The sequence below is a fragment of the Mumia quercus genome (assembly GCF_025506335.1).
GTDB lineage: Bacteria > Actinomycetota > Actinomycetes > Propionibacteriales > Nocardioidaceae > Mumia > Mumia quercus.
In genome coordinates this window covers 574,560-587,128 of record NZ_JANZYO010000004.1, presented here as the reverse complement: position 1 = coordinate 587,128, position 12,569 = coordinate 574,560, and the positions used below count along the sequence as shown (strand labels likewise).

At 68.6% G+C, this 12,569-nt stretch carries 6 protein-coding genes; 1 reads left to right on the top strand and 5 read right to left on the bottom strand.

Features of this window, described 5'->3' with window-relative positions; genetic code table 11:
• Positions 1-713: 713 nt before the first annotated feature.
• Positions 714-1,775 (top strand): DUF4062 domain-containing protein, encoded by a 1,062-nt coding sequence (locus tag NYZ95_RS12150; RefSeq protein WP_262851538.1) that lies wholly within the window; start codon positions 714-716, stop codon positions 1,773-1,775.
• 135 nt (positions 1,776-1,910) lie between these two features.
• Here NYZ95_RS12150 and NYZ95_RS12145 read toward each other — a convergent pair whose 3' ends face one another.
• The 5 genes from NYZ95_RS12145 to recC all read right to left on the bottom strand — a co-directional run bounded on the left by NYZ95_RS12145 (position 1,911) and on the right by recC (position 12,519).
• The gene (locus tag NYZ95_RS12145) at positions 1,911-2,519 is read right to left on the bottom strand and encodes a hypothetical protein (protein WP_262851537.1); all 609 of its coding nucleotides are present in this window, start codon (positions 2,517-2,519) and stop codon (positions 1,911-1,913) included.
• Positions 2,520-2,851: 332 nt separating this feature from the next.
• Positions 2,852-3,934: a DUF262 domain-containing protein gene (locus NYZ95_RS12140; protein ID WP_262851536.1), complete on the bottom strand. Its 1,083-nt coding sequence runs from the start codon at positions 3,932-3,934 to the stop codon at positions 2,852-2,854.
• Positions 3,935-4,067: 133 nt separating this feature from the next.
• Entirely contained in the window at positions 4,068-5,816 is a 1,749-nt protein-coding gene (recD, locus tag NYZ95_RS12135) for an exodeoxyribonuclease V subunit alpha (RefSeq protein WP_262851535.1), read from the bottom strand.
• Entirely contained in the window at positions 5,813-9,133 is a 3,321-nt protein-coding gene (locus tag NYZ95_RS12130) for a UvrD-helicase domain-containing protein (RefSeq protein ID WP_262851533.1), read from the bottom strand. The genes recD and NYZ95_RS12130 overlap by 4 nt, the downstream gene beginning before the upstream one ends.
• A complete protein-coding gene (gene recC / locus NYZ95_RS12125) occupies positions 9,130-12,519 on the bottom strand; it encodes an exodeoxyribonuclease V subunit gamma (RefSeq protein WP_262851532.1) in 3,390 nt (1,129 codons plus the stop codon). The genes NYZ95_RS12130 and recC overlap by 4 nt, the downstream gene beginning before the upstream one ends.
• Positions 12,520-12,569 lie beyond the last annotated feature (50 nt).

Here is a 12,569-nt window from a genome sequence, read left to right as displayed (position 1 = left end):
GACGAAGCTCAGCGACCATCCGGACCGCCCGCTCACGCAGCTCAGCCGGGTACCTCTTCGACGTACTCCCTGACATGACTCCATCCTTCCCAAGCAACAGAGTCTCCGGACACGCCGGGGTGGTTCAGTAAGGCGACCTGCCTGTGCTGCGGGGTGCTGCTGCGGGGTGCTCAGTTCCCGGGTGCATCGGCGGACTTGACCGGGCACGGTGCCGCAAGGGTGAACGCATAGTCTCACCGACCGAATGTGCGATCAGCGTTGCAGATCGCATGCTGTGGCGGTCCTCGATGTGAGCGTGGAGGGCCGAGACTTGGCCTGCCAGGGTGACGGAGTCGCGTGGACTCCGCCGTAGCCGTCGGGGACCGGGGGCGGAGCAGCCGGCCGGGGTCAACTGGTCGAAGATCGCTGGATCGTTGAGGGGGCCGAAGAGCCCATGGACGAAGGCGTCAGGACCATGGTCGGGCGCGGATGTTCCCAGAGCACGGACTGCGTGCGCAAGCGCCACGGTCGTGGCTCGCGGGCGGCGTCGGTGCGATCTGTGAGCGCTGTCAGCGGCATGGGCGGCCGTTCGATCGCGACGGAATGGCGCTGTCCGAGGTCCCTTTTCACCCGACGGAGTGCGCAACGGCCCGGTCGCCGACAGCACCCGGCGGAGGCCCACCAAGCATCTCGACCCTACTCGTACCGATCGCAGCTATCGGTACGATCCAACTATGGCAATCGCGCACGACACACGGCATCAAGTCTTTGTCAGCTCCACCTATATCGATCTGGTGGAGGAGCGACGCGCGGTGATACAGGCACTGCTGGAACTCGACTGCTTTCCGGCAGGCATGGAGATGTTTCCCGCTGCTAACGAGGACCAGTGGTCTTTGATCCAGGAGGTCATTCGACTGAGCGACTATTATGTGGTGATCGTGGGCGGCCGGTACGGGTCTGTCACACCTGAGGGCATCAGTTTCACCGAGAAGGAGTACGACTTTGCAGTCGAGTGTGGGATTCCTGTCCTCGGATTCGTCCATGCAGACCCCAATTCGATCCCCGTCGGTATGTCTGAAATCGACGAGAACGCTCGGGAGAGGCTGGAGGAGTTCCGCAAGAAGGTCAAGTCGCGGATGGTGAAGGACTACGCGACAGCTGACGAGTTGGCCTCGGTCGTTTCTCGAGGCCTCATTCGTGCAATGAAGCAGCATGATCGGCCGGGCTGGGTTCGCGGCGACCAGGCGATGACCGAGGCAACCCGTACTCAGATTGCGGAGCTCCGGGCGGCGCTCGCCGAAGCGGAGAGGGCCAGCCTGGAACAGGTCGCAACAGAGGGTGGTGCTGAGATTGATGACCGGTTTGAGCACGGCGATGACGAGGTGTCCGTCAGCTTCACGGTTGAACATGGCTACGACGGATCGCAAACAGTTGAACTGAAGTTCACGTGGGACGAAATTATCAGCGGCCTGGGTCCGGCCATGCTCGATGAGGCATCGGAGGTTCAACTACGAAAACTGCTGGGCGATATGTGCTGGCGCGAACTCCTGACGGTCCCAGATGGCGACTGGGCTACTGTCCTGCATCCGCGAATCACAGTCGACCATGACTCCTGGGGGACGATCGTCGTACAACTTCGGGCACTAAAGGTGATCACGAATGGCACGAAAAGGAGAACCGTTTCAGACAAGGCGGTCTATTGGAGGTTGACTCCGGCGGGCGATGCGTACCTGGTGCGTCTGACCGCTATTCGTCGTGATGATGCGTCAAGCCCGGAGAAGGACGACACCGCATAGTCGACGCCATTCGCGAGAGAATCCGCAATCGGCTCACAGGAGGGTAATCGAGGGGAAAGCCGGGGCTGATATGTTCCATAGCATACTCGATGCGGAAACTGGAGTGTAGCCACTCTCGCGATAGTCTGAATGGAATTATGGACACTCGGTTGTGGTCCAATCGGTCGGCCAGGACCTCGCGTCGCGCCTGACCACCACCTCGTAGTTTGCGCGTGCACGCGCTAGGCACGCAGCCATGTCGGGTTCAGAAGCTCGGTGAATCGCAGCAGCATGCACACCGCCCTCCTTAACTTCTCGCCAACCTTTTGGGTGAGGATCAAGAAATCGGAACTTGATGTCGGTATCCAGCAACTTCCGAGCTCTGCCCAGATCGATCACGTTGCCTTCGTGCAGTAACCGACCTGCGCGGCTCACGAGCGCATCGAATCCGAGCGCTGTCGCCAGGGAGTCGCGGAGAAAGTCCTCTATCTGCTGAGGGGTGACCTGGCTTCCCGCATCGTGCGCGCACGAGTTGCGCAGCTGGTATCCATTCGTGGCTCCGTCCTTCAGGGGGAGTCCGCCGAGTCCGACGCGTGAAGCGATCATGGTCAGATGGCGCCACGGGTCTCCTCCCACCCCCACTACTTCCAGAAAGTCTTTTAAGTTGGCGGGCGAAAGATTACTTCGGTCATAACCAAACATGACGCCTGAGAAGCCGTAGGGATTGCGCGCAGTGCTGGCGATTGCGTCGGCCTCATCCTGCACGAGCTGACGGGACCGTGGGTCGGCGGGACCCCACATCGTGACTCGGAATCGCAGGCCTTCGAGAGCTCCGAAAATCGACATGTCTTGAAGGCGTGACGGTAGGCGGCTGAAGGTTGCGGTTCCGGCGGCGATATACGCCAGGACCTCCCCGACGCGCACTCGGAGGAAAGTCTCGAGCGACGCGTACGATTGCACCATCAAACCGCACCGCAGCGTGCGCGCGGCCTCGTTGACAATTGACGCCGCTAGTCCGTAGCCCTGCAAGGCGGGATCACTTGCAGCTACGACCTGTGCGGCGTGACGGCGGAGAAAGGCCACCCGCGCCGCCGACACTAGACGAACTCCCGCAGCATCTCGGTCATCCGAACGACCCGGTAGCGAAGTCTGCTGGGCGTATTCGTCGCAGTGCGTACCGAGCTCTCAAACTCTTCATCTTCAAATAGCTCGCGTGTCGCCTCAAGGACCGCCGCGTCTTGATCACCAAGCTTCATCACTGCCCGAGAACCGACCTCGCGAACCGCGATCATCTGGGCGTCGAACATGCCAGCGAGGGCGAGGTCCCGCCAGCCGCCCCCTTCGGGGCGCTTGAACGCGTTCACCCCCCATAGGTGGGCACATCCTTGGAGGCTGGCACGGAAGTCGCGTCTCATCACCTTCAGATCATCCGGGGCTGCGAACTGGTGGTGAGCCATGAAGCCGTCCATCGAAACCCGGAGGTCTCCCGAGAAGTCGTCCCAGCTGTCGCTCAGGGTCAGGAAACGAAGCACCCACTCGGCGTCGAGCATCTTCCGGTAGTTCGGAGACTTCGTGTTTCGGATCTTGAGCTGCGCGCGAAGGAACACGTCGCCTCCCAAGGTCACTACCAGCTCATTCAGGGGTCCACGGTAGAGCACGTTTCGGATCTCTTGGGCGTTCAGAGGTTCTCCGCCCGAGTTGAGCCTGTGGAAGACCTCGTACTTCAAGTTGGGGTCGGACTGGCGTAGAAGCGACACTGCGCGGATCGCTGGCCGGACGGTAAGGAAATTCTGAAGAGGTGGAGGCAGGGCCGAGAACGACAGGCCCTCGATCTCCGTGAAGCGTTCCAACCGGGTAAGTGGAGTCTCGTCATTCATGAAGTCAGCGATGGCCGTGATGCGTTGCTTGCCATCAATGACGGAGTAGCTACCGAACTCGTCCTCGGCAAGATAGATGGGTGGCACCGGGATATTTAGCAGGAAGGACTCGATCAGCGCGGACCGCTTCTCGGGTCCCCATCGCTCACGACGCTGAAACTCAGGCGCGACGTCGATGGCTTCCGACTTCACCATATCTGCGATCGTGCGCAGCGAGAGATCCGACGCCTGCAGGACTAGGCGGTTTTGGGCCTGCTCGAAACGTTCAACGATGGGGTCTACTCGAACCATCTGGCTTCGCACCTCCCGGACAGTGGAGAAAGCATCGCCAAAGTCTCGCACGACGGAAGCCCGCGCGTCGGGGACCGACTGACGCGCCGCCAGCGGCGTCCGTGACAGCCCAGAGGCGGGAGCCGTCGGGAGCCCTCAATCGATCTCAATCGGTGAGTCGCTCAGCAAGTCCAGACGATCGCGTGGCGGTGGTGTCCACTGCGTGGCGTACGGCGTCGCGGCTGCCGACGATCGTCAGGTGCCCCGCCGCGCGAGTGACGGCGGTATAGAGCATCTCGCGGGTGAGCAGCCGTGAACGCGGCGGCGGAACGATCACGACGACGTTCTCGGCCTGGCTCCCTTGTGCCTTGTGCACGGTCATCGCATGCATGGTCTCGATGTCGGACAGGCGCCACGGCGAGAGCCGCAGAGGACCAGACGCGGTCTGAATGACTGCCACCGGGCCGTCCTCAGCACGCACGATGACGCCGGCATCGCCGTTCCGGACACCGAGCCCGTAGTCGTTCCGAGTCACCAGGAGGGGGCGCCCCACGTACATCGCCTGCAGCGACACCTCGGGAGCCCGCTCGGCGAGTGCCCGTTCGACGAGCTGGTTCCAGTGCCGGGTGCCGAAGGGCCCCGTACGGTGCGCGCACAGCACCCGGAGCGTGTCCAGGTGCTCGAGAGCAGCGTCCGCGTCGCCGCTCAGCGCGAGCTCGCGGAGCCGTACGGCGTGGTCGACAACCTGCGGGAGCAGCTCGAGCGAGGGCGCGTCGGTCTCGACAAACGCGACGTCCGTGCTCGCCACGTCGACCGCGCTGAGCACGTCGTCGGCATCACCGGCCTGCAACGCTAGGGCGAGGTCGGCACGCACACCTCCCACACGATGGTTCTTCGTCAGGCGGACGACGCTGCCGTCAGCCTCCAGGCCGCGTACGAGGTCGGCGAGGACCGAACCGGCCTCGACGGACGCCAGCTGGTCAGGATCGCCGACGAGGAGGAGTCGGGCATCGGGCGCGAGCGCGTCGATCAGCCGGGCCATCATGCTCAGCGAGACCATCGAGGCCTCGTCGACGATGACGAGGTCGTGCGGCAGCGGGTTCCGGGCGTCGTGCCTGAACCGCTGGCTGGTGCCAGGGATGCTGCCCAGCAGGCGGTGCAGGGTCACTGCCGGGCTGACCGACGACGCACGAGTCGGATCGGCCTCGATCATCTCGTTCATCCGGGCCGCGGCCTTGCCGGTGGGAGCCGCCAGCCCGATGCGGAGAGCCTGACCGCGACCGGCCCCCAACGCACCGAGGACGCGATCGATCGTGTGCGTCTTGCCCATGCCCGGCCCGCCGGTCAGCACCGTGGTGGCGCGCTCGGCAACGCCACGTACGGCGTCCTTCTGCGCGTCGTCCAGGCCGGGCTCGCGCATGACCTCCTCAACCGCGGCCGGATCCACGGGCCGTACGGACGCCGTCCGCCGCGCCCACAACGCGTCGGCGATGAGCCGCTCGTCGGCGTGATAGCGGTCGAGGTACACGAGGCCGAGATCGACGCGCAGCACGCCGGCGGCCACCAAGGCAGAAGAACGTACGGTGTCCAGCCAGAGCCCCGGCTCGGGCAGCGCGACCGTGCCACCCACGGTCGGCGGCTCGCCGTCGACGTCCCCCTCGTCGTCCTCGTCCTCCAGATCCGCGGTCAGCGCGGCAACCGAGTCGAGCGCGAGCGCCGTCGACCCGTCCCGCACCGCGCGTACGGCGAACGCCAGCGCGAGCGCGGCATCCCCGGTTACGTCTTCGCCGAGCTGGCGGCAGATGCGGTCGGTGACCACGCAGTCGCTGCCGTCGAGGAAACCCGCCTCGTTCAGCGTCCGTAGCCGCCCTTCGGCGACGACGCTGAGCGCCGAGTCCCCGGTCGTGGCGGTCATCGCGCCCTCTCGCGCGTACGGCCGTCGAGCACGGCCGACAGGTCCTCGAGCATCGCCGACGGCGGACGCCACGAGAACACCCCGCACGGGTGCCCGTCCACCAGTGGGGTGTCGGGGCCGGCCATGCCGCGCAGGTACAGGTACATCACGCCGCCCAGGTGCTCGTCGGGGTCGTACGCCGGGAGCCGCCAACGCAGGTAGCGGTGAAGCACGACCGAGTACAGGATCGCCTGCAACGGGTACGTCGAGTGGGTCATCGCCTCGGCCAGCCGCGCGGGTGCGTAGTCCGCGAGGGTCAGCTCGGCGTCGGACGGTCCGAGCCAGTTGGTCTTGTAGTCGACGACGTAGAACTTGCCCTGGTGCCGGAACGTCAGGTCGATCGAACCCGTCAGATAGCCCAGCAGCGCCTGCCCGCCGAGCTCGTCTCCGTCGAGGGCATCCGCGTACGCACGCAGCGGATCGTCGTCCGGCAGGTGACGACGCAGGACCGGCGCCATCGCCCCCAGCCGCGCGCTCGCGTGCGGGCGGTCACCCCCGGCCAGGGGCAGCTCGAAGTCCATCTCCGCCAACCGGTCCGCACGCGGCAGGTCGACCAAGGTCACGTCGTCCGCCAGCGGCCCCAGCGGCGTCGTACAGACGGCTTCGAGCGCCGTGGCCAGCGCGTCCGCGTCCACGTCGACCGGCCACCACGCCAGGTGCTCGTGGATCCGGTCGAGGAGGTCACGGTGCAGGCTCTCGGCCTGCAGGTCGACGTCCTCCAGCACCGCGTGCACCAAGGATCCGAACGTGGTGCCGACCGGCAGGTGCGCCATCGGCGACGGCATCTCAGCAAGCGCGTCCGCCGCGCGCGCACCCAGCGCCGCCACGGGCTCCTCGTCGTCGCGCCCCACCGCGTCGGACTCGGGCTCCGACGTCGCGGCACCGGCGTCGTGCGAGGCGGCGGTCAGCGAGGAGTACGACGTGCGGCGCCAGACCTGTTCGACCCAGGAGCTGTCGAACGCGCGTACGGCCAGGGGTGTCGTCGCCTGCTCGGCCGAGACCTCCGGCGCGCTGTGATGGCCATCGACCTGGGCCAGGCTGAACACGCCGTGAGCGGCCCACGTCTCGAGGATCTGCTCGGATGCCGTCCCGTTCTTCACCGCCACGCGCTCGGCGGGAACCACCACCGCGCCCTCGCCCCCGCTCCGTTCGCGGGCCGCGAGCAGCACCTCGAGCTGCTCGGCGGAGTCGGCCTGCCCGAACAGGAGCCGGTGCAGCGCCGAGTTGCCGGTGTTCCGCGTCGGCGCCCACCAGAGGACGACCTGCGACTGTGCCCGCGTCATCGCGACGTACGCGAGGCGCATGTTCTCCCCGAGCGCCTCCGACCGGTGCTCCGGTTGGTTCACCTCCGCGGAGTCGAAGGAGAGCACCCGCTGCCCGTCGCGGTGGATGATCGCGGGCGTCGAGTCGTCCCTCATCCAGTGGTCGAACAGGAACGGCGCGTAGACGATCGGGTACTGCAGGCCCTTGCTGCCATGGATCGTCGACAACGTGACGGCCAGCGCATCGGAGTCGAGCCGCATGATCCGCGACGCCGCGGTGGCCGACGTGTCGTCGGCGCTCTGCTGCCTCAGCCAGGCGACCAGACTCGGAAGCGCTCCGGTCCCGCCGAGCACCTGTTCCTGCACGAGCTGCGCGCAGTGCTCGATGTCGGTCAGGTCGCGTTCACCCCCCACCTGCGACAGCACGCGGGCATCGAGACCCTGGCTCCGCGCGACATCCAGTACGGCGGCGATCGCGCCTCGGTGGAACGCCGCGACCAGGGCGCGTACCTGCGTGGAGATCTCTTCCGTCCCCTTCTCGCCCTCGGCGTCCAGCTGCTCGACCGTCCAGCCGAGGAACGGTGTGAGCGCTGCCAGGCGAAGGCGGTCGGGGCGGTGCGGCTGCTCCAGCGCCATCATCAGGTGCAGCCACCACTCGGCGGCGGTCGTACGCAGGACGGACTCGTTGGAGACGAGGACGGACGGGATCCCGTTCTTGCGCAGGGCCGTACGCATGAGGTGCAGGTCGCGGTTCGTGTGCGCGAGGACCGCGATGTGCTGCGGCCGGACCGGGGCGCCGTCGAACGTGGCGCCCGAGGTGAGCAGGCGCGCGATGTCGGCAGCGGCGTCGGCGCAGATGGTCTCGCGTACGGTCCCGATCGGGAGCCTGCTGTTGCCCAGGATCGCCCGCAGCCGGAGAGGGCTGTTGTCCGGCGCTCCCTCCAGACGATGCGCCTTGTTCTGGGCGGTGATCGGGTGGGCGACGATGTCCGGCGACAGCTGGACGTTCGCCATCAGCAGCTGCAGCGCGTCCACCAACGGCGCATCGCTGCGGTAGTTCGTCGGCAGCGACGTCCGTGTCGCCGCCGTCTGCGCGGCGAGCAGGTACGTGGCGACGTCACCGCCGCGGAACCCGTAAATCGCCTGCTTCGGATCGCCGATCAGCACGAGCGTCTTGTCCTCCGTCGCGAACGCGCGGGAGAACACCTGCCACTGCACCGGGTCGGTGTCCTGGAACTCGTCGACCAGCACGATCGACCAGCGTTCGCGCATCCGCCGCCGGGCCGGGCTGTCGTCGGCCTCCAACGCGTCAGCGAGCTCGGTGAGGAGGTCGTCGTAGCCGAGCAGCGCCGCTCGGCGCTTGCGGCGAGTCACCTCGGCGCGGACCTTCTCGATGAAGGCCAGCCGCGCCGCCAGCGGGCCGGTGGGATCGGTGGGCGACAGCACTGCGCTCGGGTTGGCGAGCGCGATCTGCGTGTCGGTCCTGGCCTGGGCGTACTCGAGGGTCGAACCCGCCACGTGCTCGGCCAGGTAGAGGTCGTCGACGACGTCGGCCTGCATCTCCGTCAGGTCCTCGGCCAGCGTGGCGTACGAGTCGGAGTCGCCGGCGACGCCCAGGCCCCTGAGCACGTAGTGGCAGAACTGGTGGATGGTCGCGATCGTGGCCGTGTCGAAGTCGGCGACGGCGGTGACGAGCCGCTCGGTACGCCGCGCGAGCTCGTCGGCAGAGCAGTCGCGCAGGTGGGTTATGAGGGAATCATGGCTGGGGTCGCCGCTCTGCAGGACGGCGAGGGTCTCGGCCATCCGCGCCCGTACGCGTTCGCGCAGCTCCTGGCTCGCGGCGCGGCTGAACGTGACGATCAGCAGCTCGGAGAGCGACCGGCCCTGCTCCGCGACGTAGCGGACCACGAGCGCCGACAGCGTCCACGTCTTGCCCGTACCTGCGCTGGCCTCGATGAGCGTGGTCCCCGACGGGAGCGGCGCGGTGATGTCGAAGCTGGTCATGGCGTCGGTCATGCCTCGCCCCCGTGCTCGTGGATGGGGCTCCAGATGCGGGGCCCGAAGTACTCGAGGCTGCGGAGCCGGTTGAGCGCTTCGATGGGCGCCTCCTTGCCGAGGATGAGGCGCCACCAGGCGTCGTCGTTCTCGCCGGAGAAGCGGTCGCCCTCCCAGGCGTTGCGCGCCCGGTCGAGCGCCTGCGTCACCCCGTACGGGTCGCCGGGGCGGGACTTGCGGTACGCGGCGGCGAAGGCGCTCGCGGTCTTCGGCGGGACGCCCATCGGGAAGCGCATCCCCGACTGCCGCGCCTGGACGAGCTCGACGAGCCGCGCCTCGGCGTCGGCCGGGCTGGGCGACGATAGCCGGAGGCCGCCCTTCTTGCCGAGCAGCTCGGCGCGGTGCTGACGGTCGGGTTCGGCGACGGCGAGCGCGAGGAGACGTACCCACGCGGCCGCGACGTGCTTCGCGCTGATCGTCGAGTACGTCCGGAGCCACAGGGCGTCGTCGTTGACGTTGCCGACCACCCCGGTCATGCGTACGGCGCCGCCGTCGCCGGGCACGGCCAGGTCGAGCCGTACGTCGACCGAGCGCGGACGGGCGTCGCCGCGTTCGGCCGCGATGGCCCGCACGTTCCCCGCGATGTCCTCGCGTACGACGCGGCCGCGCGCGCCGGGCGGAAAGCTGCCGCGTACGACCTCCCGGTCGAGCGCGTCCTCGAGCGGTGTCCCGTCGAGCACCTCGTGCAGCACCCGCTCGCCGATCGCCCACGTCTCCAGGCCGCCGAGCGCGATCGGCAGCGAGTCGTCGGTCTCGTCCGCGTCGCGCGGCACCGTCACCTCGAGGCGGTTCTTGAGGAACTCGCGCGCCGGGTTCTGCAGGAACGCCACCAGCTCGTCGACCGTGACCGCGGTGAGGGGGTGGAGCGGGAGGGGGCCGTCGAGGAACGGCCGCGGCGCGGCGGGCGGCTCGGTGCGGAAGGCGCGCAACGCCTCGGCTCCCGCGAGGGCGGCGCTGTCGAAGGTGCCGCCCGGGACCGGACCGTCGGGGCGGAAGTTGCGCTCGTCGAACGCCTGCAGCGGGTGGTGCCGTACGAAGGTGGGCTCTGCGTCGGCGTCGGCGTCGCGGTCCGCGTCCTCGGGCGCCGTCGCCGTACGGGCGGCTGCGGCGATCAGCTCTTGGAGCGGTACGGCCGGCGGGCGGCGGTGCCCGTTGTGCTCGTCGAAGCCGGAGTAGATCGCGACGAACCGCTCGCCCGCCGCCATCACGGCGTCGAGCAGGAGCTGACGATCCTCGCTGCGGGCGTCACGCTCGCCGACCCGGGGGCGGCGCGCCAGCACGTCGTCCCCGTCGACCACGGGCGAGCGCGGGTAGACGCCGTCGTCGACCCCGAGCACCACGACGGCCTTGTGCGGCACCGAGCGCATCGGCACCATGGTGCAGACGGTGATCGCGCCGCTGCGGAAGTTCGCGCGTGTCGGGCGTGCACCCCACCGCTGGTCGAGCATCACCCGGATGTCGTTGAGGCGCAGCGTCGTACGGTCACCGGCCGTCTCGCCGATCGCGGCCAGGTCGCGCCGCAGCTGGGCGAGCTGCCACCGCTCGTCGGGCGGCGTGTCGGCGAGCGCTTCGATGGTCTCGTCCAGCCACTGCATCCACTCGCGCGCCGAGAGGTTGCGGCGTACGGCGTCGGCGGCGCGCTTGAGCCGCTCCATCAGCTCGAGGAACCGGCCGACGACCTCGATGTCGCGACTGCCGATGTCGTCGACGGGCACGCGCGCCGCGGACGGGCCGTCGGTGTCGGCGGCGACCGCGACGCCCAGGGCGATCCGATCCATGCCGCGGGTCCAGGTGTTCGCGTCGAGGCCGGCGAGCTGGTACTCGCCGCGGTGACCCGCGTCGTACCCCCACCGCACGTTCGCGTCGGTGACCCACCGCCCGACCCGCTCCAGGGACTCCTCGTCGAACCCGAACCGCGCCCGTACGGCGTCGTGGCTCGCGAGGTCGAGCACCTCGGAGACGGTCATCCGCCCCGCGATGAGCTGCACGACGCGCTGGGCGAGGTCGATGAGGGGGTTGGTGGCGCCGAGCGTGCGGTCGGCGAGCTGGATGCGGAGCTGCTGTCCGGGGTGGTACGAGGTCGTGGGCGTGCCCGGCGCGCGGACGAGGCTGAGGCCGAACGTGGCCTGGATGAGCGGAGCGAACGTCTCGATGTCCGGGCACATCACGAGGATGTCGCGCGGTTGCAGTGCGCCCTCGCCGTCGGCGAGCAGGGAGGTGAGGACCTCGCGGAGCACCTCGACCTGGCGGGCTGGGCCGTGGCAGGCGTGGACCTGGATTGAGAAGTCGTCTGCGGTGGTCGTGCGCGTCTCGTCGGGGGCGCGGTTCGCGCGGATGTCGGACTGGAGGAGGGCGAGGCGGGTTGGTGTTTGGTCGTTCGGGGCTGCGGCCGCGATGGGCTCGTGGACGGTGACGCCGTCGGTGCTGAGGACCGCCTGGAGCTCGCGGACGTCGCGGCCGAGGGTGGCGAGCAGCGGGTGGTGCGCGTGCTGGGCCGTACGGTCGTCGGCGCGCGGTCCGACGGTGGTGTGGCCGTCGAGGTCAGCCCACAGCTGCGGCGACGGGTGCGGGAGCCAGAGGTGGAGGTCTCGGCAGGCGCCGAGTGCGACGACCAGCTCGCGCTCGGCTTCGGCGAGGCGGGTGTAGCCGAAGAAGGAGAGGCGTGGCGGGAGGTCGAGGTCGATCGTGCCGGAGGTCAGCGCGTCGACGACGCGGCGGTGGCGTTCGACGACGGATTCGTCGACGTCGTGGCGTTCGCGGACGAGCTCGACCGTGCGCCGCCAGAGGATGGGCTGCCAGAGGTAGTCGTCAGGCAGGGTCTCGCCCTGACCGTCGGTGGGGGTGCCGGCTTCCCAGTCGGCGAGCAGCTGCGGGCGCTCGCGCGCGTACGAGGCGAACAGTCCGGCGATCCGGCGCGCCACGGCGTACCGGCGCGACTGCCGAGCCATGCGTTCCCACTCGGCGCGCGGGTTGTCGGTGATCTCGGGTCCGGCGCCGAGGTGGTGGGTGAGTGCGTCGAAGTGGGGTGAGCCGACGAGCTCGTCGATGGCTTCGAGGGTGGGCCAGACGAGGCGGTCCGCCTGCCAAGGGTCGTCGCGGTCGCGGCCGAGGAGCATGCTGATGAGCGACTGCGGCGCCATGATCTCGAGGCCCGCGGCCACCCCGTCGTCGCCGGTGGTGGCGCCGAGCTCGTGCGAGAGCTGCTGGGCAAGCCACCGCTCTACGCCGCGTGCCGGGACGACGACGACCTCGGGCGTGAAGACGTCGGCGGGGGCCTCGCGCAGCATCGAGGCGTACGCGCGCGCGAGCGCCTCCGGCCCGCCGCCTCGGTGCACGTTGATCCCCACGCCGCGACACTAACCAACCCGCGGCGCAAACGACCTCGACGTGGGGGCGG